The organism is uncultured Alsobacter sp. (assembly GCF_945952055.1).
Classification (GTDB): Bacteria; Pseudomonadota; Alphaproteobacteria; order Rhizobiales; family Beijerinckiaceae; genus Alsobacter.
The window spans coordinates 27,774-53,432 of the sequence record NZ_CAMFHB010000043.1; the positions used below are offsets into that span (position 1 = coordinate 27,774).

The 25,659-nt window shown below is 70.0% G+C and carries 20 protein-coding genes; 15 read left to right on the forward strand and 5 right to left on the reverse strand.

Features of this window, described 5'->3' with window-relative positions:
* The first annotated feature begins 260 nt into the window (after positions 1–260).
* From Q0Q47_RS24310 to Q0Q47_RS24325, 4 genes are all read left to right on the forward strand, one after another.
* Complete coding sequence (locus Q0Q47_RS24310) at positions 261–2,180, forward strand: ATP-binding protein (RefSeq protein ID WP_293866201.1); 1,920 nt, start codon at positions 261–263, stop codon at positions 2,178–2,180.
* A complete protein-coding gene (locus Q0Q47_RS24315; RefSeq protein ID WP_293866145.1) occupies positions 2,177–2,572 on the forward strand; it encodes a response regulator in 396 nt (131 codons plus the stop codon). The genes Q0Q47_RS24310 and Q0Q47_RS24315 overlap by 4 nt, the downstream gene beginning before the upstream one ends.
* A complete protein-coding gene (locus tag Q0Q47_RS24320) occupies positions 2,569–3,810 on the forward strand; it encodes an adenylate/guanylate cyclase domain-containing protein (protein WP_293866148.1) in 1,242 nt (413 codons plus the stop codon). The genes Q0Q47_RS24315 and Q0Q47_RS24320 overlap by 4 nt, the downstream gene beginning before the upstream one ends.
* 126 nt (positions 3,811–3,936) lie before the next feature.
* Positions 3,937–4,917 carry an ABC transporter substrate-binding protein gene (locus tag Q0Q47_RS24325; protein ID WP_293866151.1) on the forward strand — a complete coding sequence of 327 codons (981 nt, stop codon included), beginning with the start codon at positions 3,937–3,939 and terminating at the stop codon, positions 4,915–4,917.
* Between the two features lie 21 nt (positions 4,918–4,938).
* Here the strand turns inward: Q0Q47_RS24325 and Q0Q47_RS24330 are convergent, their stop codons facing one another.
* A complete protein-coding gene (locus tag Q0Q47_RS24330) occupies positions 4,939–6,228 on the reverse strand; it encodes a TadE/TadG family type IV pilus assembly protein (protein ID WP_293866154.1) in 1,290 nt (429 codons plus the stop codon).
* Positions 6,229–6,383: 155 nt separating this feature from the next.
* Here Q0Q47_RS24330 and Q0Q47_RS24335 point away from each other — a divergent pair, with 155 nt between their 5' ends.
* Positions 6,384–7,391, forward strand: coding sequence for a FecR family protein (locus tag Q0Q47_RS24335; RefSeq protein WP_293866157.1), 1,008 nt, complete (start codon positions 6,384–6,386; stop codon positions 7,389–7,391).
* Between the two features lie 22 nt (positions 7,392–7,413).
* Positions 7,414–10,230 (forward strand): EAL domain-containing protein, encoded by a 2,817-nt coding sequence (locus Q0Q47_RS24340; protein ID WP_293866160.1) that lies wholly within the window; start codon positions 7,414–7,416, stop codon positions 10,228–10,230.
* A gap of 18 nt (positions 10,231–10,248) precedes the next feature.
* Here Q0Q47_RS24340 and Q0Q47_RS24345 read toward each other — a convergent pair whose 3' ends face one another.
* Together Q0Q47_RS24345 and Q0Q47_RS24350 are read right to left on the reverse strand one after the other, a co-directional pair.
* The gene (locus Q0Q47_RS24345) at positions 10,249–11,895 is read right to left on the reverse strand and encodes an HlyD family type I secretion periplasmic adaptor subunit (RefSeq protein WP_293866163.1); all 1,647 of its coding nucleotides are present in this window, start codon (positions 11,893–11,895) and stop codon (positions 10,249–10,251) included.
* Between the two features lie 389 nt (positions 11,896–12,284).
* Complete coding sequence (locus Q0Q47_RS24350) at positions 12,285–12,944, reverse strand: hypothetical protein (RefSeq protein WP_293866166.1); 660 nt, start codon at positions 12,942–12,944, stop codon at positions 12,285–12,287.
* 206 nt (positions 12,945–13,150) lie between these two features.
* Between Q0Q47_RS24350 and Q0Q47_RS24355 the strand changes: the two genes are divergently transcribed.
* Positions 13,151–13,873, forward strand: coding sequence for a hypothetical protein (locus Q0Q47_RS24355; RefSeq protein ID WP_293866168.1), 723 nt, complete (start codon positions 13,151–13,153; stop codon positions 13,871–13,873).
* A gap of 102 nt (positions 13,874–13,975) precedes the next feature.
* Positions 13,976–14,614, forward strand: a complete 639-nt coding sequence (locus Q0Q47_RS24360; RefSeq protein ID WP_293866171.1) for a FecR family protein — start codon at positions 13,976–13,978, stop codon at positions 14,612–14,614.
* A 24-nt stretch (positions 14,615–14,638) separates the two neighbouring features.
* On the opposite strand, the gene Q0Q47_RS24365 is transcribed toward Q0Q47_RS24360, so the two are convergent.
* Positions 14,639–15,139: a 2'-5' RNA ligase family protein gene (locus tag Q0Q47_RS24365; protein WP_293866174.1), complete on the reverse strand. Its 501-nt coding sequence runs from the start codon at positions 15,137–15,139 to the stop codon at positions 14,639–14,641.
* A 303-nt stretch (positions 15,140–15,442) separates the two neighbouring features.
* Here Q0Q47_RS24365 and Q0Q47_RS24370 point away from each other — a divergent pair, with 303 nt between their 5' ends.
* The 6 genes from Q0Q47_RS24370 (at position 15,443) to Q0Q47_RS24395 (ending at position 23,376) form a co-directional block, all read left to right on the forward strand.
* Complete coding sequence (locus Q0Q47_RS24370) at positions 15,443–15,802, forward strand: hypothetical protein (RefSeq protein WP_293866177.1); 360 nt, start codon at positions 15,443–15,445, stop codon at positions 15,800–15,802.
* Between the two features lie 151 nt (positions 15,803–15,953).
* Positions 15,954–17,318 carry a TolC family protein gene (locus tag Q0Q47_RS24375; protein WP_293866180.1) on the forward strand — a complete coding sequence of 455 codons (1,365 nt, stop codon included), beginning with the start codon at positions 15,954–15,956 and terminating at the stop codon, positions 17,316–17,318.
* A gap of 10 nt (positions 17,319–17,328) precedes the next feature.
* The gene (locus Q0Q47_RS24380) at positions 17,329–19,503 is read left to right on the forward strand and encodes a type I secretion system permease/ATPase (protein WP_293866183.1); all 2,175 of its coding nucleotides are present in this window, start codon (positions 17,329–17,331) and stop codon (positions 19,501–19,503) included.
* A gap of 115 nt (positions 19,504–19,618) precedes the next feature.
* Entirely contained in the window at positions 19,619–21,340 is a 1,722-nt protein-coding gene (locus tag Q0Q47_RS24385; RefSeq protein ID WP_293866186.1) for a hypothetical protein, read from the forward strand.
* Positions 21,341–21,425: 85 nt separating this feature from the next.
* Entirely contained in the window at positions 21,426–22,757 is a 1,332-nt protein-coding gene (locus tag Q0Q47_RS24390; protein ID WP_293866189.1) for an HlyD family type I secretion periplasmic adaptor subunit, read from the forward strand.
* Positions 22,747–23,376, forward strand: a complete 630-nt coding sequence (locus Q0Q47_RS24395; RefSeq protein ID WP_293866192.1) for a ribbon-helix-helix domain-containing protein — start codon at positions 22,747–22,749, stop codon at positions 23,374–23,376. The genes Q0Q47_RS24390 and Q0Q47_RS24395 overlap by 11 nt, the downstream gene beginning before the upstream one ends.
* Before the next feature lie 201 nt (positions 23,377–23,577).
* Here the strand turns inward: Q0Q47_RS24395 and Q0Q47_RS24400 are convergent, their stop codons facing one another.
* Positions 23,578–24,429 (reverse strand): transglutaminase-like cysteine peptidase, encoded by an 852-nt coding sequence (locus tag Q0Q47_RS24400; protein ID WP_293866195.1) that lies wholly within the window; start codon positions 24,427–24,429, stop codon positions 23,578–23,580.
* 424 nt (positions 24,430–24,853) lie between these two features.
* On the opposite strand from Q0Q47_RS24400, the gene Q0Q47_RS24405 reads away from it, so the two are divergent.
* Positions 24,854–25,659 (forward strand): hypothetical protein (locus Q0Q47_RS24405; RefSeq protein ID WP_293866198.1); only part of this gene is annotated, 806 nt, incomplete at its 3' end.

Consider the following 25,659-nt stretch of genomic DNA (forward strand, 5'->3'; position numbering starts at 1 on the left):
ATCCCGTGCCGATGACGTGATCCGTCGATCGGTGCCCGGACACGGCAGCGAGGCTGACCTTCGCTCAAGGTCCCGCTAAGGTGGTGCCGGCAGGACCTTGCATCGGGCCTGCACGGTTCATGGGCACGATGGCGGAAACGCTCGACACCTCCCCTGCTGGGCATGCACCCAAGACCGGCGCCGCGGGGTTGCCGGCACTGCTCGGCCGCGTCCTGCGCGCCGCCTTTCCGGGAGGCCTGTCGCGCCGGCTGACCGTGACGATGGTTCTCCTCGTCACCGTCGCGCTGCTGTTCAACGGCGCCGTCAACATGGCGCTGTCCTACCGGGAGGCCCTCGCCTCGGCCTCCGAGGTCCAGCGGGAGAAGGCCCAGGCGGCGTCAGAGCGGGTCATCCAGTTCTTCGACGGCATCGAGACGCAGATGGGCTGGACCACGCGGGCCGAATGGGCCCGGGCCACCCTCGAGCAGCGACGCTACGACTTCATCCGCCTGCTCCGGCAGTCGCCCCCCATCACCGACGTGATCCAGATCGACGGCACCGGCAAGGAGCGCCTGCGCTATTCGAGGCTGGAGCCGGATGCCGTCGACAGCGGCCAGGACTTCTCCACCGACCCGCGCTTCGCCGAGGCGGTGGCCAAGAAGATCTGGTACGGCCCCGTGACGTTCCGGCGCGGCTCCGAGCCCTACATGACGCTCTCCATGGCCCATGCCGGGCGCAATCCGGGCGTCACCTCCGCCTCGGTGAACCTCAAGCTCATCTGGGACGTGGTGAGCTCCATCCGCGTCGGCGACACCGGCTATGCCTTCGTGACCGACGAGACGGGCAAGCTCGTCTCCCATCCCGACATGAGCCTCGTCCTGCGCGGCTCGGACGTCTCGGCCCGCCCGCAGGTGGCGGCGGCGCTCGCCGGGCGCGACGACGGCGTCGGTATCCAGGTCGCCGGCCTCGAGGGTGGCCAAGGCCTCGCTTCACAGGTCCTTTCGACCCATGTGCGCGTGCCGAGGCTCGGCTGGATCGTGTTCGTCGAGATGCCGCTGCGCGAGGTGCTCAACCCGGTGCTGGTGTCGCTGTCCCAGACCGCGCTGCTGCTGGCGCTGGGCGTGCTGATGGCGATCGTCTTCGGATCGCTGCTGGCCGGCAGGCTGGTCGTCCCGATCAAGCAGTTGCAGGCCGGCGCGCTGCGGCTGGGTGAAGGCGACCTCACCCAGCGCATCCCGGTCACCTCGAAGGACGAGATCGGAACCCTGGCCGTCCGCTTCAACGACATGGCGGGGCGCATCCAGGAGGCGCAGGAGACGCTCGAAGGCAAGGTGGAGGCGCGCACACAGGCGCTCAAGCAATCGCTCGAGGATCTCAGCGCGGCCCAGGATCGGCTCGTGCAGACGGAGAAGCTCGCGTCGCTCGGCCAGCTCACGGCCGGCATCGCCCACGAGATCAAGAACCCGCTGAACTTCGTGAACAACTTCGCCGAGCTCTCGACCGAGCTGGTGCAGGAGCTGCGTGAACGCGTCGACGAGGCGGGGACCAGCCTGCCGGCCGAGAAGAGGGCGGAGCTCGACGAGGTGGCCGACCTGATCAGCGGCAACCTGCAACGCATCGTGCAGCATGGAAAGCGCGCCGACTCGATCGTGCGCAACATGCTGCTGCACTCGCGGGGCGGCGGCGGCGAGGCCCGGTCCGTCGAGATCAACGGCCTCGTCGAGGAGGCCCTGAACCTCGCCTTCCACGGCGCACGGGCGGAGCACCCCTCCTTCAACGTGGCGCTCGAGCGCCGCTACGATCCCCAGGCCGGCATGGCGACGGTGTTGCCGCAGGACCTGACGCGCGTCCTGCTGAACCTCATCGGCAACGCCTTCCAGGCCACCGAGAAGCGCGCCGCCGAGATGCCGGGACACGTCCCGCAGGTCACGGTGAGCACCAGGGCGCGCGACAAGCGCGTCCGCATCAAGGTCCGCGACAACGGCGGCGGCATCCCCCAAGACATTCGCGGCCGGATCTTCGAGCCGTTCTTCACCACCAAGCCAGCCGGACAGGGCACGGGGCTCGGGCTGTCGATTTCCCACGACATCGTCGTGAAGCAGCACGGCGGGAAGATCGAGGTCTTCTCGGAGCCCGGCCAGTTCACCGAATTCGTCGTCACCATCCCGCGAGAAGCACCACACAAAGGGCCCCCCGCATGAGCGCGCTGATCCTCGTCGTCGACGACGAGGCCGACATCGAGCCTCTGTTCAAGCAGCAGTTCCGGCGCGACCTGAAGGCGGGCCGGTTCCAGATGGCGTTCGCCGCCTCCGGCCCCGACGCACTCTCCTTCATCGAGGGCGCGCAGGACGTGCGCATCATCCTGCTGCTGTCGGACATCAACATGCCGGGGATGAGCGGCCTCGACCTTCTCGCCACGGTGAAGTCGGCGAGGCCGGACCTTCCGGTGCTCATGATCAGTGCCTATTCGGACATGGACACGCGCTCCCGCGCCGCGGCGGCCGGCGCCGTCGGGCTCGTGTCGAAGCCCATCGACTTCGAGCATCTGCGCCGGGAGGTCGATGCCCTGCTGCCGCACAGCGGTGACGCGTGACGACGACGGCCCGCATCCTCGTCGTCGACGACGAGCCGGACGTCGAGGAGCTCGTGCGGCAGCGCTTCCGGCGCGCCATCCGCGAGGGCCTTATGTCCTTCGTCTTCGCCGGTGACGGCGTCAGCGCCCTCGACACCCTCGAGCGCGACGGTGCGGTCGACCTCGTCGTCACCGACATCAACATGCCGCGGATGGACGGCCTGACGCTGCTGGGCCGCCTCCAGGACCGCGACGACAAGCCGTGCACCGTGATCGTCTCGGCCTACGGCGACATGGGCAACATCCGCTCGGCGATGAACCGCGGCGCCTTCGACTTCCTGGTCAAGCCGATCGACTTCACCGATTTCGAGACCACCATCACGCGCACGCTCAACCACGTGCAGGAGATGCGCCGGGCGCGCGAGCGCCTGCTGTCCGCCGAGCGTGCCCAGGCCGCGCTGTCGCGCTACTTCTCTCCCAACGTGGCGGCCGAACTCGCCGCCAGCGGCGAGGCGGCGCTGGCGGGCGCACGGCGCGACCTCACCGTGATGTTCACCGACATCGCCGGCTTCACCCGCCTCGTCGAGGACCTGGATCCCGACGTGCTCGCCCGCCTGCTGAACGACTACTTCGGCGGGGTGACCTCCATCGTGTTCGACCACGGCGGCACCGTCGCCAAGGTGATGGGCGATGCCCTCTATGTCCTGTTCGGCGCACCCCAGCACCAGGACGACCACGCGGTGCGGGCGATCGCATGCGCGCTGGCGATGGACGCGTTCAGCGAGGAGGTGCGGCAGCGCTGGGCAGCCGAGGGCCTGTCGCTGGGCCACACCCGCATCGGCCTCAACTCCGGCACCGCGCTGGTGGGCAACTTCGGCCATACCCGGTTCTTCGACTACACGGCCTATGGCGACACCATCAACATCGCGGCCCGGCTGGAGGCCGCCAACAAGAGCCTGGGCACCCGGATCTGCGCGAGCGAGACCGTGCTGGCCCGCGCCCCCGGGGTGAACGCCCGTCCGATCGGCGAGCTCACCCTGCGCGGCCGGAGCACCCCCCTGCTCTGCCACGAACCGCTGCGCGCCGAGGCCGACGTGGCGGCCTACCGCGCCGCCTACGGCAAGCTGGCCGAACGCGACCCCGCTGCCCTGGCCGCGTTCGCGGCGGTGGTCGCGGCCTCTCCTGACGACAAGCTGGCGAGCTTCCACCTGCGACGCCTGCTCGGCGGGGAGACGGGAACCACGCTGGCCATGGCCTGAACCCCGGGGACGTTCCCTTTGAAACCCAGCCGCAATCACTCGATAGTGTTGACGGCTTCGGCTCCGGCCACGCTAGCATTCCACTCAAGGTTGCGTTTCCCATTCAACAAATTTGACGGGGGTTGCATGGACCGCAGGCATTTCCTGGGGGCGATGGCCGCCATGGCGACGCCTTCCATCGCGAAGGCCCAGACGGCATCGTCCGGCCGCATGCGCAAGATCGGCTGGATCACGGGTCAGCGCCGGGCGAGCCTCGAGCCCTACCTCGCCGAAGTGCGGTCGGGCCTCGCCGACCTCGGCTTCGTCGAGGGCAAGACCATCGCCATCGAATATCGCTTCGGCGACGACGACCTGTCCAAGGTCCCGGCGCTGGCCGCCGATCTCGTGGCCCAGGACGTCGAGCTGATCGTCGCCCAGGGCGCTGCCGTCGCCATTCTGGCGACCGCGCAACTGCCGGTCCCGCTGGTCTACGTCACGAGCGGCGACCCGGTGGTGTCCGGCCTGGCTGAGAGCCTGTCGAAGCCCAAGGGCGCGATGACGGGCATCACCTTCATGGCGGCCGAGATGAACGGCAAGCGGCTGGAGATCCTGCGCGACATCAAGCCCGCCATGAAGCGGCTCGCGGTGATCGGCAATCCGGAGCATCCGGGCGCGGAAATCGAGTTCAGTTATGCTCGGGACAAGGCGTCCAGCCTCGGCCTCGAGATGGCCTACTACACCACGCGATCGCTTCCCGAACTCCAGGCGGCCTTCAAGACGATCGCCGACCGTCCCGTGGACGCGATGTCGGTGTTCGCCGACGGGTTCGCCGTGCAGTACCGCGAGCAGATCATCGCGTTCGGCATGGCGCAAAAGGTCCCGGTCGTCTCCGGCTGGGCCGTGTTCGCCCAGAGCGGAGCGCTTTGCACCTATGGTCCGAAGCTGTCGTCGTCCTACCGGCGCCTGAGCGCCTTCGTGGCCAAGATCCTCGCCGGAGCGAAACCGGCCGACATCCCCGTCGAGCGGCCCACCACCTTCGAGCTCGTCCTGAACCTGCGCTCGGCCAAGCAGCTCGGCCTCGCCATGCCCACCGAAGTGGTCGCGCGGGCCGACGACGTGATCGATTGACGGGAGCGGCGCGCCCGCCGCTCAGTTGGTGAGGTGGGCCGACGCCGTCGCCTTCTTGAAGAGGGCGACCATGGCTTCCTCGATGCCCTGCGAGGGCGAAACCTCGAAGAAGAGCCCGGGCGACGCGCACTCCTGCATCTTGGTCGAGATCTGCGTCTGCCAGGGAGAGATCCAGGTCTTGTACCAGCCGTTGGTCGGCAACGGCAGGTACGTCGTGTAGAGCACCGCGACCTTGATGCCGCGGCTCTTCATCTCGCTGCACTTCGCCGGATCCAGCGGCATCTGGCAGCGGCTGCCGGTCAGCGGCTTGCTGCATCCCACCGGAAGCTTCGCGTCGGTCACGCCGTCCGAGACGTAGAACAGGATCTTCTGCGCCTTGGCCTGGGTCGAGCCGTCACCCGGATTGGGGATCTCGTCGGCCATCTGGCTCAGCATCGCGGCATGCGGCGAGTACATGTAGTCGATGTTGCTGGTGTTCACCGCCATCAGCTTGATGTCGGCAGCCTGCGTCTTGGCGTTCGGCAGGTTGCTCTGCAGCGGCGCGTTCTTGGTGAGCTTCAGGGCCTGGGCGCTGGCGCCGTAGGTGTAGATCGCGATGCGGTAGTTGCTGTTGGCGCCCTGCTGCTCGAGCGCGCTGTCGATCAGCTTCTGGGTCGCGCTGCGCACGACGTCGACGCGCAGCGTCACGCCGTTCTTCTGGGCGATGGAATAGTAGTCGTTCTTGTTGTTCGTGTCGTGGCAGGCGAAGGCGCACTGGTCGGGCGTGTTGGCCATCATCTTGTTGATGTCGGCCGTGGTCGCGCCCAGGCCCATCGACGGCGAATTGTCGAGCAGGACGTAGAAGTCCATGAAGGGCGCCTTGCCGACCGAGGCGACGGAACTGCCCGAGAAGGGAATGCCGGTGATGCCGAGCACGCCGATGAAGCTCGTCTTGACCGTACCCGAATAGGTCAGCGTGGCCTTGCGGGAGAGACCCTCGTCGACAACGTCCAGGGTTGCTGCCTCGACGTTGATCTTTCCGCTGGAGCTCAACTGCGCGTTGAAGACGGACAGACCCGTCGCCTTCGCGGAGGACGCGTCAGTGTTATAGCCGGAGAAGCTCACGGCCGCGAGCGTGGCCGAGTCGGCCGCGGCGGCGGCGACAGCCCGGGCCTTGTAGAGCGCGCCATAGTCGATGGCTCCGCCCAGGGCCCCGATCAGGGGCACCACCGACAGCGCGAAGATCGTCGAGACGTTGCCGCGCCGCGACCTCCGGAAACCGGTGGCCAGCTGGCGGGAAGCATCGGCAAGGCGCGCGCGTGTGGTGGCCATGATGGTCGCTACTCAGGACTGGATACCTCCAACCTGGCATGAACTCCCTTTAGATCTCCTAAAGCTAGGCCATGGACCACTTCGGCACCGGTCAAGCTGTCCTTAATGCATTTGCTTTACTCTGGCCTCAGTCATCCGTTCACGAGACGGCACAAATGCCATTCCGCATCCTTTCCTATCTGCGTCATTCTCTTGACTTCTGCCGCCTCCCGATGCTGGCCTTCGCCATGCTCTTCGCGGCGCTCGTGCTCCCGTCCATGGTGGCTCGGGCCGAGGCCCAGGAGCGAGCCTGGAAGGTCACGAAGTGGTCCGGCGCGGTGACCTGGACCACGGCCGCGGGGCAGACCTCGACCTCGCTCGACGGCGCCGTCATCTCACCCGGCGACCGGCTCGCCACCGGCGCCAACGGACGCGTCATGATGGCGCGGGGTTCCGACACGCTCGTGATGTCGGAAAACTCCACGTTGCAGGTTCCCTCCTCCGAGGTCGCCGGCACGACGCCGACCATCATCCAGAGCCGCGGGCGCGTCAGCTACGACGTCGAACCCCGGCCCGTTCAGCACTTCATCGTCGAGACGCCCCACCTGGCCGCCGTTGTGAAGGGCACCCAGTTCATCGTGTCGGCCGACGCCACCGCGAGCTCGGTCCGCGTGTCGCGCGGTCTCGTCGAAGTGGCCGACTTCCGGTCCGGCGGCATCGTGCCCATCGGCGCGAACCAGGAAGCCACCGCGAGCGCCTCCGGACGTCCCGGGCTGTCGGTTGCCGGCGAAGGCGCGCTGCCGCTCGTCCGCCAGGGCCCCGTGCGGTCCGGCGGTGCCGAGAGGCAGGCCACGGCCGCGGGCAACGCCAACCAGTCCTCGTCCGAGCCGACGTCCAGGAGCATCACCCCGGGCGGCACCGCCCCGGAGCAGGCCGCGATCGGCGGCGTGGGCGGTCCTGCCGCCACGCCTGCGCCCACGCCCGAGAAGGAGATGAGCCTGGTCCGGCGCATCGGCGACAAGTTCGGCATCTACCCAGCCGCCTGGCAGAACGATCGCAATGACGAGCTCTTCTATGGGCTGCTGTTCGCCGGCTTCTCCGGCTTCACGGTGATGGTGTTCGTGATGATCCGCGAGCGGCGCCGCCTGGAGGTCGTCAAGCGCGAGCGCGACCACAACCGCTGACGGCCAGCGGGACCGCCGCGCCGTGAGAGACGCGCCCCCGTCATCGCCGGACAACGGAGCGCCGTCACGGGCTCATGCCCGCCCGACGGCGCGGTCCATCGTCCGCGCCGTCGCGCTCTGGTCGCTGACCGCCCTCATCGTGGCCAGCACCGTGAACGGCGCGGTGGCGTGGCTGGGCGGCTGGAACGCCTTCAACTACGCCCTCTACGACGCCCGCTTCGACCTCTCGACGCGCGCCGCGACCGGCGAAATCATCATGGTCGACATCGACGAGCGCAGCATCGGGGCCGTCGGTGTCTGGCCGTGGCCGCGCACGATCCACGCCACGATCGTCGACCGGCTCACCGAAGCCGGCGCCGCCGCCATCGCGTTCGACATCGACTTCAGCTCGGCCTCCGTCGAGGCGAACGACGCCGCCCTGGAGGACGCCCTGGCGCGGGCCGGCGGCGGCGTGATCCTCGCCGCCGAGCGCCAGCGGCTTTCGGCCGCCAGCCCCGAAATCAGCTTCATCGCGCCCCTGCCGCGCTTCGACCGCCACTCATGGGCGGCGCTGGTGGACGTGACGCTCGAGAATGGCGTCGTGCGATGGGTCCCCTATGCCGGCGCATTCGGGCGGGAGATGATCCCCTCGCTGACGGCCGTGCTGGCCGGACGGGCCTCGCCCCCCGACGGGCGGGTCGCGATCGACTACACCATCGATCCCTCCACGATCGACCGCATCTCCGCCATCGACCTCATCGAGGGCCGCGTCCCGAAGCGCCGGATCGAGGGCCGCAAGATCATCGTGGGCGCGAGCGCCGTGTCGCTCAAGGACTACTTCGTCGTGCCGCGCTACGGCTCCATCCCGGGCGCGCTCGTGCAGGCGCTGGCGGTGGACACGCTGCTCCAGGGCCGCGCGATCCAGCACGTCGATCCCCGCTGGATCATCGCGGGCGTGATGGCGATCACGCTGCTCGGCGTCCTCCTGGTGCCGCGGGTCCATCTCGCCCTGTTCCTCCTGTTCCTGGTCGCCACGTCCGCCGGCACGGAACTCGCGGCGGCGCTCATCCATGACCGCAAGTCGATCGCCTTCGACACGGGCGGCTGGCACCTGGCGCTCATGACGCTGGCGCTGCTGGCCGTGGCCCGCGAGATCACGCGCCGGCGGGTCCTGTGGCGGCACGCCCGGTCGGAGCGGCGCAGGGCGCAGGCGATCCTCGACCGCGTGTTCCGGGACAGCGCCGGCGGCATCGTCGTGGCCGACGCGGCCGGCCGCATCCGCGCCGTGAACCCGGCCGCCCTGGCCTTGTCCGACCGCGATCCGACCGCCACCGCCATCGGCGCGCACGTGTCCGACGTCCTGCCGGCGGCACTGGCCACGCTCCTCCTGCCGTCCCTCGACGAAACCGCGACCGCGGCCCGGGAACGGACGGGGACGGCGGTCGCCATGGGCCGCGCGGCGGCCGAGAGGGTCTTCGACTACGCCTTGTCGACCTTCGAGGTGCCCGGCAGCACCGACGAGGAGCCTGGCTGGTCGGCGACCTGCCTGACGTTCAACGACGTCACCGAGCGTGTCCGCTCGCAGCAGCGCGTCGAGCACCTGGCGCGCTACGACCAGCTGACGGGCCTGCCCAACCGCAACCAGTTCATCGAGGCCCTGGCGCGCCCCGGCGCCCTGCTGGGCGCCACGCTGGCGCTCGTCGACGTCGACAATTTCAAGGTCGTCAACGACACGATGGGCCACGCGGCCGGCGACATCGTGCTGTGGGCCCTCGCCGACCGCCTGACCCGAACGGCCGGGAAGGACTGCCTCGTCGCGCGGCTCGACGGCGACGAATTCGCCGTGCTGGGCCGGGTCGACGAGAAGGACCTCGCGCGCCGCCTGCTCGAGGCCTTCGAGCACCCGATCGACGCCAGCGGCCGGCGTTTCGCGCTCACGGCCAGCATCGGCACCGCCAGCTTCGTCGACACCGTGAGCGCCGACGAGGCGACCCGCCAGGCCACCCTCGCCCTCACCGAGGCGAAGGCCTCGGGCGCCGAGCGCGCCAGGCATTACGATGCGGAGCTCGACGCGCGCGAACGCGAGCGAGCCACGCTCGAGAAGGAGCTCGCCGAGGCACTGCGGCAGGGCCAGTTCATGCTGCACTACCAGCCGCAGGTCGCCAGCGACGGCCGCGCGCTGATGGGCGCCGAGGCCCTCCTGCGCTGGCATCACCCCGAGCGCGGACTGGTCTCGCCTGCCCTGTTCGTGCCGGTGCTGGAGAGCACGGGCCTGATCGTCGACGTGGGCGCCTGGGTACTGCGGCAGGCCTGCCGCGACGCGACGTCCTGGCCGGAGCACCTGCGCGTCGCCGTCAACGTCAGCGTGCCGCAGATCGCCGGCGGCGACCTCGCGCAGCTGGTGGCGGCCGTCCTGGCGGAGACGGGCCTGGCGCCCTCGCGCCTCGACCTGGAGCTCACCGAGTCCCTCTTCGCCCACGACATCGGCAGCCTGCGCGACGAACTCTCGGCCATCCGGGCGCTCGGCGTCGGCCTGGCGCTCGACGATTTCGGCACGGGCTACTCCTCGCTCGGCTACCTGCGACGCTTCCCCTTCACGAAGGTGAAGCTCGACAGGACCTTCGTGACGGAGCTGCCGCACGACCGGCAGTCGGTCGCCATCGTCCAGGCCGTGGTGGCCATGTCCGCCTCGCTCGACCTCAGCGTGGTGGCCGAGGGCGTCGAGACGGCGGAGCAGTTCGACGCGGTGCGGCTGCTGGGCTGCAACCAGGTGCAGGGCTACCTCACCGGCCGGCCCGACACTGCGACGGCGCTGGTGCGGCGCGGGACCGCCCCGCCCGCCGCCCAGGCGGTCGCCTGACGGCCAGGCCGCCGGCCGTCAGTTGTCGCGGAAGGCGTGGCGGAACGGCCACGTGATCGGCTCCACGAACGAGGCGAGCGCGGACCGGTTCCGCGTTCCGACGTGGACCTCGACAGGCATCCCCGGCAAGAGCGCGATGGGCCGGGCGAGCTTGTCCAGGGCGCTGCGATCGACCTGGACCTTGATGTCGTAGTAGCGCTGCCCCGTCTGCCGGTCCGCCGTGCTGTCGGCGCCCACATGGATGACCGTGCCGTCCAGCATCGGCGTGTCGCCGGCCTTCGAGGGCATGACGTGCACGAGCGCCGGCAGGCCCGGCTTCACCGTGTCGATCTCGGCCGCCGGAAGCCTCGCGTCCATGACCAGCGGGTCCTCGCGCGGCACGAGGTCGGCGACCGGCTCGCCCGGCTGGACGACGGCCCCCACCACCTTGGGGCGCTGGTTCACGATGGTCCCGGCCGCCGGCGCCACGATGGTCGTCGGCGCCAGCACCTCCCGGCTCGCCACCATCGCCTCGACCGCCTGGGCGATGTCCTTGTTGATCCCGGCGAGCTGGTCGGCACTGTCGGTGCGCACCTGCATCCGCGTGGCGCCGAGCTGCTGCCTGATTTCGCCCGAGCGCTCTTCCAGGGCGGCGATCTCGGCGATGTTGGCGCCGATCCGGGCCCGCACGTCGGCGATGCCGCGCTGGATCGCGAGCGTCTCGGGCTTCTTCGCCGACCTCTGGCCCGCGAGCGTCTGCTTGTCCTTCAGGTCCTCCTGCAGCAGGGCGAGCTGCTCGCCGAGGCCCTCCGCCTCCAGGCGCCTGCCTCGGACCTGCTCGTCGAGATGGCGCAATTGCTGGCGCAGCCCCTCCTCGCGCTCGTCGAGACCGCGGCGACGCAGGTCGAGCAGATCGGCCTGCGCCTTGATGAACGAGACGAGGTCGGGAGCGAGGTCCGTGCCCGTGGCCTGGGTGAGTTCCGCCGGCAGGGACATCCGGTCGGCATCGGTCGCCAGCGCCTCGAGCCTGGCCCGGGTCGCCAGCAGCCGCAGCCACTGCTCCCGCCTGGCCGCATAGGTCGACTGCGACGGGGCCACATCGATCCTGTAGAGGGCCTGGCCGGCCGCGACCCGGTCGCCATCGTGCACGAGGACCTCGCGGACGATGCCGCCCTGCGCAGGCTGGATCGTCCGGCGACCGGCCTCGGGGCCGATCACCCCCGCCGCGACGGCCGCCGCCGGGGGCGGTGCCAGGGCAGCCCAGGTCACGGCGCAGAGGCCCGCGACCAGGATGGCCATGCCGGCGATCGGCACGGGTCGCACGAGGGACAACGGCCGTCGTTGCGGTGCGGGCGCCACGGGCGGGCGGGCATCGGGCAACAGGCGATCGAGGAAGCGGTCGAAGCGCTCGCCCCCTCGCGCCATGGTCTTCTCGAACCGCTCCAGCAGCGGTGCCGTGTCCCGCGCCGGGTCGGCAGGAGCGGACGCGCCGGCGGCCCGCCCCGGGAAAGGGCTGACCGACGCCGCCTCTGCGCGCATGTCGGGCTTCGGCTCGCCGGCCGGCTCGACCATCCGCGGTCGCGGCGGGACCTGCGCGTCACGCAGGCGGTCGAGGAGATGCATGGCACGCATCCGGTCGGCGATCGCCGGATCGGTCTGCAGGTTCTCTTTCTGCATCGCGCTCATACGCGCACCGGCCGGGCCGGCTGGGCACCGCTCCCGGCGGGGACGACACGGGGACCGAGGACGACGCCAGAGCCGCTCAGGGCCGGACCGGCGACCCGCGGGAAGCGTGCGGGGGCGGCACGCTGTCGGGTCGGGTCGCGTGCAGTCTTGCCGTCGGTCATCGAGTCTCGCCCCACACGGCCCGCCGTGGCGGAGCCTACGCCGTCGTCAAAAGTCGACCCGCCGTTTTCATTCGGCCGGGGTGCGTTTTTGCAACTTGAGATTGGGACCAAGATTGACCCAGCCAGCGCCCGCCAGCAAGCGAGGCAAATGTCCCCAAATGGCACACCACCAGGAGGAGACGATCGCCGACCGGCCTGGCACCTGCGCAAGCCGGTCGGCAGCGCCCGTCAGCGCACGGCGAAGCAGTAGAAGAGGCCGGCGCCGCCCGTGCTCTTCAGCGCGTCCGGGCTGCACCCGCCCCGCGACGCGTGGGACGTGTTCCAGGACTTCGCGGCGGCGCTCTCGTCGAGACCCGTGCGGTCCGAGTGCCCGAGCATCGCGGATCCCTCGGTGCTGCTCGTCCAGTTCTTGCACGTCATGTCGTCGGCCCCGGCATAGGCCTTCCCGTCCACCGTGGAGCCGGTCAGGACGTCGTGGGTGTTCGGGTTGTCGCCGCGCCCGTTGACCACGGCGCCCTTCTCCGTGAGGGCGGTCTGCTTGGTCAGGTTGACGGCGTCGCTGTGAAGGTCGTCCACGCTCTTGGCGACGACGACACCCTTGGCGTTCTGCCAGGGGCCGGTCCCGATGCGGTCGCGGGCGTTCACCGCGCCAGCGCCCTGGGTGCTCAGATAGGCCCGCCACGTCTTGCCGCCCGCACCGACCGACGCGGCGAGGGTCTGGCAGATCTGGTCGGCACCGGTCAGGCCGCCGAGATCGGCGCCCTTGCCCGATCCTGTGCTGGTCACGAAGAAGGTCATGTCGGCGGCCTGGGCGAAGACCGTCGAGGGAGCCAGGATGGCGATGGGCGCGACGAATACTGCGGCGACGAGGCCGCTGCGAACCTTCATGGGCGTATCCTCCAACGATGTCACGGGTCGGGGAGCGGTTCGTCGACCGGATTGTCCCGACGGCGCGATGCTAGCCCGTCTCGGGGCGACGGTGGTTCACGAGCGTGGGAGCGCGGTCCTGCGACTTAAGCGAAGTTTCACACCTGGAGGTTACGTTTACTTCGTTGATTAAGCGGAGTTCATAAAAAACCGTGCCCGACGATTTGTTGCACGCAGATTCCTTTCACCTGATCGTGAAGCTCAAGCCGGGCATGCTGCCGGGCTGGGAGGGAGGCGGCTGGGTCGGCCTCGAAAGTTTTGCCGAGGAACACCTGGCCCGCGACCGTTTCCACGCTCTTCGCCCCGTGCTCGAAGCCCTCCAGGCCAGCGCGGCCATGATCCGGGGACTGGCCCAATCGGCCACCCAGACCATTTCCCACGACAAGACCGTGATCTCGCGCGATGCCGAGTTCTGGACGCTGGGCAGCGTCGAGATCCGGGTAGCCGGGCCGGAACTCCTCGGCCTGTGGCGCCGGGAGGCCGACCGCCTCACGGCGGAGTTCGCCGCCCGGGAGGCCGCGCGTCAGGCCGCTCGCCCCGTCGTGCTGCCCCCGCCGCCCCCGCCGACGGGCCTGTCGAAACGCTCGGCCGCCTTGCTCTTCGGCGGGAGCTTCGTGGCGGTGCTGGTCGCCAGCAAGCTCCTGATGACGCCGCCCCCCGACCCGGCCGTGTCCATCACCACGGTGAAGCGCGACGGCACCACCATCATGCTGCCGGATCCCAAGGACCCGAACTTCACCATCGAATACGAGCTGAGGCCGGACGGCACGCGCGTCGTGACCGCGCGTTACCCGAATGGGCAGCGGCCCGAGCCCCAGGACCCGAACGACCCGAAGCGCCAGCGGTCCCTGGCCGACGGCGTCAACAACGTCCTCCGCGCGCGCCCATAGCGCGCGTCGGTGGCACGCACCGTCCGGCGCGGCTTGCACGCGCTCGAAACCGCGGGCACCCTGCACCGGACGCGAGAATTGCGGGGGCGGGCGATGATCTGCATGCGGTTGCGAGCGGCCTCGGCCGGCCTTGCCCTCGCGCTGGGCGCCCTGGCCGTGGCCCCGGTCGCGCCGGCGCGGGCCGAAGAACCGCGTTCCATCGGTCTCGTCGACAAGGTCCAGGGCGCGGCTGACGCGGTCTCGGCGGGACGGATGCGCGACCTCGCCGGCCAGGATCCCATCTGGTTCGGGGACCGCTTGCGGACCGGCGAGGACTCCCGGCTCGCCGTCCAGCTCGACGACGAGACCAGGCTCACGCTGGGCGAGAAGGCGACGCTCACCGTCGACCGCTTCGTCTACAACCCCGAGCGCGGGGCCGGAACGCTGGCCCTGAAGGTCGCCCGCGGCGCCTTCCTGTTCGTCGGCGGCAAGGTGGAGGCGGCCCAGGGCGCCCGCGTCAGCATCACGACGGCGTCGGCCACGCTGGGGGTGCGGGGAACGACCGTCTGGGGCGGCCCGCTCGACGGCGGCTTCGGCGTCTTCGTGGCCGAGGGCCGCGTCACGGTCCGCGCACGGCGCGGCACCGTCACCCTCACGCGCGGCCAGGGCACGCTGATCGACGGCAACGGCCGCCCGGACGGCGTCACGACATGGGGCCAGCCCCGCATCCAGCGAGCGCTCGCGACGGTCGCGATCCCCTGAGCGCGCGCCGGCTCGACGACCGCGTCAGTCGGTCGGAGCCGCTCCCAGCGGATAGGTCGCCACCCTCTCCCAGGGCCCGCCCTTGTAGCGCCAGATCCGGATCGCCTCGACCGTGAACGAGAACGGTTCGAAAAGGGGCTCGAGGGCCTGCAGCGTCAGGCGCGCCTTCGACGGCGGAACCTTGTTCTGGATGGTGACGTGCGGGGCGAGCCGCCGCCGGTCCTGCGGCGTGAGCCACCCCGACCACAGTCGCGCGAACTCGGCGCGCAGGCGAACCAGGGCCGGCGAGTCGATCTCGATCGCAACGCCGCGGCCGGTGCCGACCAGGCCCGTCGCCCTGGCGTGGAGCGGGTCGAGGTCCCAGCAGCGTTCGGCCAGGGCATCCTCGATGGTCGCGAGGTCGGCGGCGGGCAGGCTGTGGAACAGGGTGATGTGCGCCGGAACCCGATTGAGATGAGCGGGATAGTGCGCGCGCCGCCAGGCGTCGAATCGCGCCGCCGTTTCGGCGTCCGGCTGGGCCGTCACGATGAGGGGTTCGGGACCCCGATCGCGCCCCTCGGGAGTGAAGAATGTTTTCTGACCCACAGGACACACGTCGGACCGGACACGCCATCCGTCAAGGGTCGGGGGCGCTGAACCATTGATAAATCACGTTCTTTCCGTGTTGATGGAAAGAATTGCGGCTGACCTGCAACACCCCGGGCGAAAACCGACCCTGCAGCGGCACCAACGCCCCGGAAGCGTCCCGAGGTGGGACGTTCATGGTTGACGCAGCCGAGCGAATGTTGATGCAGTGCAGACCGCTGATAGTCGATGATCGAGGTGGGAATGGTCAAGGTCGTGTTAACGGCAGTCGTGGCGGTCTTCGTCGCAGGAGCGGCCCAGGCGGCCGACTTCGCTTCCGAGCGCGCGGCATGCCTTCTGCTCGTCCGCTCGCCGCTTCTGTCGCTCCCCGTCGGCGACATGCAGCAGCAGGTGAGCCTGCGTCTCGACCGCTCGGTCGAGGTGGCGCGGGCCAGCCAGTCGGTTTACAGCACGTCTCCCCGATTCCTCTGGGCGTCCGAGACCAAGGTCGCCTGCGGCATGGCCGTGGGCTTCTTCGGCGGCGGAGAGGTCAACGAGGAGATGGTGAGCAAGTGCGATTGCTTCTACGGCCGCATGCTGGCCTACACGAACGCACTGCGCTGAGAGCGCCAGGCGGGCGGTGGCCGTTCGGGCCACTGCTGCGAGCGCCGGCGCGCGACACGATGCGATGAAGCAGATGATGGTTAGGGCGAATACGATGTCGAAGGGATTGAAGACGCGTCGGACAGGGCTTGTGGCCGCGTTGCGATGCGCTTTGCTCACCACGGTCGCGTTCGCGTCCGCCGGTGGCGTCGCCCAGGCGATGAGCCTGCGCGAAGCCGTGTCCATTGCGCTCGATTCCAATCCGCAGATCGGCCAGGCGATCATGAATCGCGAGGCGATCGAGTTCGAGCTGCGCCAGGCGCGCGGTCTCTACCTGCCGCGGCTGGACCTCGAGAGCTCGGCCGGCGCACGCCGCTACGGCAGCCCGGACCGCCGGCGCCTGGGCACCGACGACAAGGCGCTCAAGCCCGTCGAGGCCGAACTCGTGGCCACCCAGCGCCTGTTCGACGGCTTCGGCCGAGAGGCCGAGGTCGAGCGCCAAGCCTCCCGCGTCGACGGCGCGTCGTTCCGCGTCATCGAGCGCGCCGAGTTCATCGCGCTGTCGATCGCGCGTGAATACATCGAGGTGCTGCTGCAGCAGCGCATCCTCTCGGTGGTGAACGAGAACGCCGCCTTCCACCGGCGCATCCTGGGCGACATCGACGCGGGCGTCCGGTCCGGCACGCTGACCGATGCCGACAAATACCAGGCCTCCGAGCGCCTGACGGCCGCCATCGCCAAGCAGAAGCAGGCCGAGGAAGACCTTGCCACCGCCAAGATCCGTTTCTACACCCTCGTCGGCCAGCCGATCGGGGTCGCGGGCGCCCTGCCCGTCCTCGGTGGCACGCTGCCGAAGTCGCTGGCCGACGCCATCGGACGGGCCAGGACCAACAATCCGCAGATCGCGGGCGCGGGTGCCGACGTCGATGCCGGTGAAGCCCTCGTGAAGGCCGCCCGGTCGAAGTACTATCCCGAGCTGTTCCTCGAGGGCCGGGCCCGGACGGGCAACGACGTGGACGGCAATCGCGGCCACACCAACGACATGACCGGCCGCGCCGTGCTGCGCTGGAACCTGTATGACGGCGGCATCAAGAACGCCAACGAGCAGGAGCAGATCCGGCGGGCCAGCGAGCTGCGCCTGAGGCTGCACCAGACCCTGCGCGAGGTCGAGGAAGTGGTCCGCACCTCCTGGGAGCGCAAGTCGCGCCAGGCCGAGCTGTCGGGCCTGCTGAGCCGCCAGTCCGGCGAGGCCGAACGCGTCGTCTCCGCCTACCAGGATCAGTTCAAGGTGGGCCGCCGCTCGCTCCTCGACGTGCTCGACGCCCAGAACACCCGCGTCAACGCCGCTCTCCTGACCGAGACCGCGCGCTATGCGGTGGTGCTGGCCGAGTACCGCCTGGCGGCCTCCACCGGGGCACTGGTCAAGACGCTGGGCCTGAAGGCCCCGCAGCAGGGCGATGCCTATGCGCGGGCCAAGGCCGGCGTGCCGCCGACCCCGGACGCCGAGACCTACTCGCGCTACTCGCCCACGCGCTGACGAGCCGCCGGTGAACGCCGTTCCGCAGACCCCTGCAGCGGCTCCGAGCGGCCCCGGAGCGGGGCATACGGGCGGCGATCCCGGTATCGACCCGCTGCTGGGCTGCCTGCAGTTCGTGGCCCGGCACTACGAGCGCCCGGCCTCCGAGACCATGCTCACCGCGGGGCTTCCGCTCGACGAAGGCCGCCTGACGCCCGACCTCTTCCGGCGCGCCGCGGCCCGGATCGGCCTGTCGACGGCGGTGACCACCCGGCCGCTCTCCGCCTATGGAACGGTCGACCTGCCGGCCATCATCGCCACGCGCGGCGGCGGCTATTTCGTGCTGCTCGCCCACCGTCCGGACGGTTCGACGCGGATCTTCGTGCCGGAGACGGGCGGCATCGCCACGGTCGACTTCAAGGACGTCCAGACGGTCTATGGCGGGTCGGGCTTCACCATCCTGCCGCACTACGAGGCCGTGGACCACGATGGCAATGCCGGCGACGGCATCCAGCGCGGCCACTGGTTCTGGGGCCCGGTTAAGTCCCACCGCGGCAGTTTCGCGGTCGTGGCCCTGGCGGCCCTGCTGATCAACCTGATCGGCCTGGCCGCGCCGCTCTACACGATGAACATCTACGACCGCGTCCTCCCCAACAAGGCGGTGACGACGCTGTGGGTGCTCGCCGTCGGCTTCGGCGTGGTCCTGGTCTTCGACTACGTCCTGAAACTCGCCCGCGCCTCGCTCCTCGACACCATCGGCAAGAAGCTCGACATCCAGCTCTCCGAGTCGATCTTCGAGAAGATCCTCAACACGCCGCTGATGCACCGGCCCGTCTCGACCGGCGAGTTCGTCAATCGCGTGACGCAGTACGAATACATCCGCGAGTTCTTCACCTCCAACACGCTGTCCGTCTTCATCGACTGCAGCTTCCTGTTCATCTTCCTGATCGTGATCCACCAGCTGTCGGGCTGGATTGTGCTCATCCCGATCACGGCGATGGTGCTGGTGGTGGGCGCCGGGCTGGTGGGCCAGCGCCTGATCGGCAAGAAGATGGCCGCGGCCCAGGCGGAGAGCTCGCTGCGCCACGCCATGCTGGTCGAGGCCGTCGGCGCGCTGGAGACGATCAAGGGCATCCGCGCCGAGGGCGCCCTGCTGCGCCGCTGGGACAACGTGATCCGCACCGGCTCGGTGACGCAGGAGAAGATCAAGACGATCAGCTCCGCCACACTGTACTTCTCCATCCTCGTCCAGCAGATGGTCACCGTGTGGATCGTGGTGGCGGGGGCCTACCGCTTCGCCGCGGGCGAGATGACCACCGGCGCCATCATCGCCTCCGTCATGCTCGCCTCGCGGGCCGTGTCGCCTCTCACCTCGGTGGCCACGACGCTCACGCGGGCCCGCCACGCCTTCTCGGCGATGAACACGCTGAATGGCCTGATGGCCATGCCGGACGAGCGCGTCTCGCAGCGCAGCTTCGTCAACCGCCCGGTCGACGACGGCGCCGTGCAGATCCGCAACGGCGTCTTCTACTATCCCCGCGTCGAGCGCCGGATCCTCGACGGCATCAACCTCGCCATCCGGCCGGGCGAGAAGATCGGCATCATCGGCCGCGTCGGGTCGGGCAAGACCACGCTGGGCCGCATCATTGCCGGCCTCTACACGCTGACGGACGGCGAGCTCCTGATCGACGGCGTCGACGTGCGCCAGTACCACCCCCACGAGGTGCGCAAGGCCGTCACCATCGTCTCGCAGGACACCGACCTGTTCCTGGGCACGATCAAGGAGAACATCCTGATCGCCAGGCCCAGTGCCTCCGACGCCGACGTGGTGCGGGCCTGCCGGCTGGCGGGCGTCGACGACTTCGTGGCGCAGCACCCGATGGGCTACGAGATGCCGGTCGGCGAGCGCGGCCGCAACCTGTCCACGGGCCAGCGGCAGGCGGTCGCCATCGCGCGCGCCTTCCTCATCGCGCCGAAGATCCTGTTCCTCGACGAGCCCTCCAGCGCCATGGACCTGGCCACCGAGCGCATGTTCCTGGCGCGGCTGCAGGAGAGCATGCCAAAGGAACAGACCCTGCTGATCGCCACGCATCGTTTCAGCATGCTGGCGCTGGTCGACCGCCTGATTGTCGTCGACAACGGCCGGATCGCCGCCGACGGACCCAAAGACGACGTGCTCGCTGCGCTTCGTCAAACGGCGGGCTGACCCTCTTTTGCTGCCGTGTCGCCACATTCGCCACGCATTAAGCAGGCGTGTGCTATGGTTGTGCCGTCATTAACCTCGCATCCACGGGCCGCAATCCTTCGCCATGCTGCCGATCATGCGTCTGACGTTCCTCGCTGCGGCCGCCGCCCTCTGGGCGAGCGCCGGCGCGTGGGCACAGTCCGGCCCGATGATTCTGCCCCAGCCGGGCGGTGCCGCGCCCGAGGCCGAGGCCGCCCCGGCACGGCCCGCCCCCCGTGCCACGCCACGGAGCAAGCCGAAGCCGAAGCCCGCCGAGGCCGCCACCGAAGCCGCCGCGCCGCAGGACAGTGCGCCCGGCAACGAGGCGGCCGAGCCCGCGCAGGCTGCCCCCAAGCCGGCGCCGAAGCCCGTCCGCGCCAAGACTGCCAAGCCCGCGCCGGCCGCGCCCGCGGCCGGCACGGCGGAGGCGCCCTCCGCCGAGGAGCCTGGCGCTGCCCCGACCGAAGACGCTGCGAAGCCCCCCGCACCGGTGAAGCCGGCCAAGCCGCCCCGGGCCAAGGCGGCCAAGCCCGCTCCGGCCGCCGCGCCCGTCGCCAAGACGGACGATCCCGCCGGCACGCCGGACCCGGCCGCCGCTGCGGCTGACGATGCGGCGAAAGCCGCGGAAGCGCCGAAGCCCGTGGCCAAGCCGCCCCGCGCCAAGGTCGCGAAGCCCGTGCCCGCCGCGCCGCCTGCGGCCGAGACGCAGGACGCATCGCCCGACAACGGCGCCCAGCCCGGCAACGCCGCCCAGGCGACGGACCCCGCCGCGCCGCCGCCCCCCGCCAAGCCCCCGACCAAGCGCGCCAAGGCGCCGGCCAAGCCGGCTCAGCCGACGGCCGAGGCGAGCCCCGACGGCCAGACTGCGGTCGCTCCGCCCGGTCCCGACGGCGAGCCCGCGCCGGCGAAGGCTCCGGCCCGTGGCAAGGCGCAAAAGGGAAAGGCCGTGGCCGGCAAGCCGGTCGCCCCGCCGGAACCGCCGCGCGACCTGCCGCCGCAGCTGCGGGCCGCCGATCTGCGCGACCCCGACCTGCTGACCGACACAAGGCTCTTGGGGCGTCGCCCGACCATGACGATGCCCCCGGAGACGGGCGATGACGCCGTGCGGGTGGTGACGCGCTCGATGGGGCGTTCGCCCCGATCGCTCTATCTCGCGGAGGCCTGGTCGCCGCCGGGGATCGCGGTCTACGACGCCCTGCTGCAGTCGCCCGACAGCAGCGAGGCGGCTCCCGTGGCGCTGAACTCCTTCGAGGCGATCCAGGCGGGCGCCGCGGCAGGCCCCTTCCGCGCCGGGCTGGTGGAGGAGAACGAGGCCGAGCCGGGGCGGCCCCGGATCGACGCGGGCACGGTCACCTGGCGGTTCCTGCAGCCGGACGGCGGCACCGGTGCCCCGACCGCCCTGTCGGCGGAGGTCGTGATCGACCGGCCGCGGCTCAAGGTGGTCGTCACCTTCCGCCCGGACCGCACGCCGAACGCGCCCTCGCCGCTGGCGATCGACATCGCCTTCGTGAACTCCCAGAGCCCGGTGACGCAGATCGGGATCCCGGAGCTTCGCAACCCGGGTATCGAGAGGGGCATTCCGCTCTACGCGACGCTGGCCGGCGCGGCGACCCCCGGCGAGCCCTATGCGGTGATCCTGTCGGCCAACGACACCGACGGCGACCAGAACATCAAGCTGCTCACCGGACGTCCCTGGATCGACATCCCCATGCGGACGCAGAACGGGAAGCGCTTGACCCTGGCGTTCGAAAAGGGCACCGCCGTGCGCGAGATGATGCGCAGTGCCTTTCGCGCCTGGCGGCTTCCCTGGCTGCCATGATCCTGCCTGACGCCATCCTGCCCGACGTGACGCCGACGTCCACGCGCCCCACCATCCCCTCTTCGACAGTCCGGACCATCGCCCCGTGAGCATTGCCGACCGCTTGACCGGCCCCAAGTCCAAGAAGCCGGCCGCCCTCGACGACGGCAGCACGACGGCGGCCTCCGTCATCATCCTGTCGGCGGCGCTGTTCTTCATGTTCCTCCTCGGCTGGGCCTCCTTCGCCGAGGTCGACGAGGTGACGCGCGGCGAGGGCAAGGTGATCCCCTCCAAGAAGACCCAGACGATCCAGAGTTCCGAGCCCGGCGTCGTGCAGGAAATCATGGTCCGCCTGGGCCAGCAGGTGCACCAGGGCGACATCCTGGTTCGCCTCGACAGCACGCTGAACACGTCCAACCTCGGCGAGGTCGAGGCGAAGTCGCGCACCCTGCAGGCCCAGATCGCCCGGCTCCAGATCGAGAGCGAGGGTCGCGCCGCGGCGGGCTACGTCTGTCCGGAAACGCTCCGGTCGCTGGCCCCGGAGGTCTGCGTCAACGAGGCCAACCTGCTGGCCACGCGCTACGACGCGCTGCGCAAGAAGCTGTCGACCATGGCCGAGCGCGTGGAGCAGCGGCAGCGCGAGCTGAACGAAGCCAACCAAAACGCCTCCCGCATCGGCGAGAGCCTCGAGCTCGCCGAGAAGGAGCTCGAGATCATCACCCCGCTCGCCAACCGCAACATCGCGCCCAAGACGGAGCTGCTGCGGGCCCAGCGCGCCGCGGTCGAGCTGCGCGGCCAGCAGGCCGCCAACAAGGAGACGATCGCCAAGGTGGAGGCCGCCCTGCGCGAAGCCCGCAACGGCACGCAGGAGGTCGACCTGCAGTTCCGCCAGGACGCGCTCGCCGAACTCACGAAGGCCTCGGCCGAGCTCTCCGTGATCAACCAGACGGCGAAGGGTGCGCAGGAGCGGCTGCGGCGCACGGACATCCGCTCGCCCGTCGACGGCATCGTCAACACGCTCACGGTGAACACCGTCGGCGGTTTCGTGAATGCCGGCGGCCACGTGATGGACATCGTGCCTCTGGAGGACGCCCTCGTCGTGGAGACGAAGGTGAAGCCCGCCGACATCGCCTTCCTGCGGCAGGGCCAGCCCGCGCTCGTGAAGATCACGGCCTACGACTTCAGCATCTATGGCGGGCTCGAGGCGGTGGTCGAGCACGTGTCGGCGGACAGCGTGTATGACGAGCAGGCGCGCGAGACCTTCTACATCGTGCAGGTGAAGACCGATCGCTCGTCGCTGCACTACCGCGGCAAGGACTTTCCGATCATGCCGGGCATGGTCGCGCAGGTGGACATCCTGACCGGCAAGAAGACCGTGCTCGACTACCTGCTGAAGCCGATCATGAAGGCGCGCCAGGAGTCGCTGCGTGAGCGCTGACGGCAGCACGGCGGATCGCTCCGCCCTGCCGGCGGGCGACGGCGGCCCGGCCATGCGCTTCAGGATCTTCAAGCGCGGACCGTGGCGCCGGGCGTTCCGGCTGGAGGACGCCTACTGGGAAGTCCTCGAGCAGGCCGCCCAGGAGACGGGCGTGAAGATCGCGGACTACGTCAAGGCTCTCGTCGAACCGCTCGACGGATCCGACGCCAACCTCTCGTCCCTGCTGCGCGTGCATGCCCTGCAATGGATCGGCGCGCGGGCCGAGAAGCTCGCCCAGGGCCAGGACGCGCGCGAGATCCTCCATGCCGCCCTGGCGGCGCCCCTGCCCTGCTTCGTGATCAGCGCGAGCCGCGCGCTGGTGAACTTCAACGGCGAGTTCAGCGCCTACGTCGTCGGGCGGGCCCAGGCCGCGAGCGAGGACGACGTGTCGAAGGCGCGCCTCTCGCTGGACGTTCCGGTGGACAAGCTGATCGAGCTGCTCGCCGCGCAGCCGGGCCGGGCGGTGCTCTGCGGCTTCACCATCCGGACCTCGATGGCCATCGCCACCGGCCGGGCGAAGGTCACCTTGGCGCAGCCGTCCCGCCGGGACCTTGTGGTCGGCTACATCCTGCCGGGCTGAGACGTCGCGCGCCGGACTTCAGAGCTCGTGACTCTTTCTCTCAACCGCCCCCCAAGCCCCTCATCCTGAGCCACGGCCGCAGGGCCGTGAGTCGAAGGACGCACAAAAGTGCCGCTGAAGGCAATCTGCGTCCTTCGACTCGGCCGCTTCGCGGCCGGCTCAGGATGAGGGAGATGGGGGCGGGGACAGAGTCACACGCTCTCAGTTCAGGCTGGGCCGCAGCGCGACCGGGCGGGTCTCGGCGCCGGCGGACACGGAGGCGGGGCGCCGCACGCCGTGCACCCAGGCGCCCTGGGTGCCGACGGTGTAGAGCGGCATGTAGCCGGTCACCGCCGTGTCCGGCCGGACGTCGAGTGCCTGGTTGTCGAGCACCCAGGACACGCCGCCGACGCGGACGACGAGAATGGCGTGGCCGATTCCCTTGCGAAGGTCCTTCACCACGGCGATGCGCATCAGGTCGCCTGAAACGCCCATGGCGCGCAGCATGCCGAACTTGGCGATGGCGAAGTCCTCGCAATCGCCGGCTCCCTTCGACGCGGCTTCGCCGGGCGACGCCCAGTAGTCGCTCACGCCCCAGACCTCCTCGTCGGACCGGAACGCCAGGGAGCGGTTCACGGCGGCGTTGACGTCGCGCAGGAGTTCCAGCGAGAGGCCGGCGGCATGCGCGCCCTTCACCGCCTCGTACGCCTTGTGCAGGGGCGCGCCGCAGGCCTGGCCGGACGTGCAGGCCTGGAAATAGCGGGCGGGGTCGTCGGCGAGGATGGCGTTCCACCGTGCCGAGGCGACCGTGGTGCGGACGGGCAGTTCCACGGAGCCGAAGAGCCCCTCCCCGGTCAGGCCGGGCGCCCGCTCGAGACCGGGGGACGGCAACGCTCCCGTGATGTCGTCGCCGGGCAGGCTGCCGCGCAACTCCGGCGGCGCCGCCGCCTTGCGGACGGACGGGTTCGCGGGGACCTGCAGCGGCCGGCGCGCCTTGGTCGGCGCGGCGCCGGGAACGATGGAAGGGCGCAGGAGAGTATCGGCCCGCGTGTGCTCGACATCCCCGAGCGACACGACGCAAGCGACCGCAACGACGAGGCAGGCACCGAGACGTCTTGCTGATCCTTGTCTCGAAACCACTGCTGCCGATCCGCACTGCTGACGGCGGCAAGATTTGCCTACATCCCCTTGTGACCGCGTGAAGGAAGGCAGTGACTCCGCGGTTGTTGGATTGCCGAAAATTTAAGGCAAACATCCACTCAACCCTGAGTGCGCCGTTGACGGGCGATTCAGCCGCTGGCGCGATCCGGAGACCCAAAGAGATATATCCGGATATAGCTCACCATTAACCCTGAAGGGAGAATGGGAGGTAGAGGCATATCCCAGTATAAATTGCACGTTACGCAACCATTGCGAGCACACGTGGAAAGGGTAGTTATCATTTGAAGCAAATTGAGCTCGCCTTTTCGCCTACGCCCGCCTGATCGAGGAGTATCCCATGCGCATCGAGGCCCCCGGCGCCGCTGGTCTTGGTCCTGTCGCCCCCGCGGAAGACGCACGGCCGCTGATGGTCCGCGTCGCCCAAGCCGCGACGCCGGGCACCACGACGCCCGGCACCGCCACGGATGCGTTCCCCCTCCCCGCTCCCGACAAGATCGTGAAGTTGCAGCCGAGCCCGCTGGGTGGCGGCATCGAGGCGACCGCCTACCGCCTGCCGGAGGGTGCCACCTTCGACACGGTGAAGCTGGTCACCATCGACGGCAAGCAGGTGCTGGCCCTCGTCCAGGCGGACGGTTCGATCATCGTCCTGGAAGGCGTCGGCCCCGCATCGGGCTCCGCCGTGCCGGGAGCGGCCGAAGAGGTCGCCCTTCCCAACCTCCTGATCGGCAACGTCGAAGTGCCGCGCGAAGCCCTCGCGGCCGCATTCCAGGCCAACGGCATCCAGCCGGCCGCCGGCGGCGACCAGATCGTCAGCTCGGGCAACAACTTCAACGATCCGGTGCCGGACATCGGCCCCGGCGGCGCCTTCGGGCCCCTTCTGCCGCCGACCGAGCTGGCCCAGGAGCGCCTGGAACCGGTCGACTTCGGTGGCGATCTCGGCAACCGCAACGGCGCCAACCTGTTCTCGATCGCCGGGTCCGGCTCGCTGACGGGCACGAGCGCTCTGGCGCCCAGCTTCATCTCGGGCACCTTCACGGGCTTCCCGGGCGGCGGCGGCGCGGGAGGCGGCGTAGGCGGCGGTGGCAGCACCGAGCCGGGCGGCGGCGGGACCGGCGGCGGCGGGACCGGCGGTGGCGGCACGGG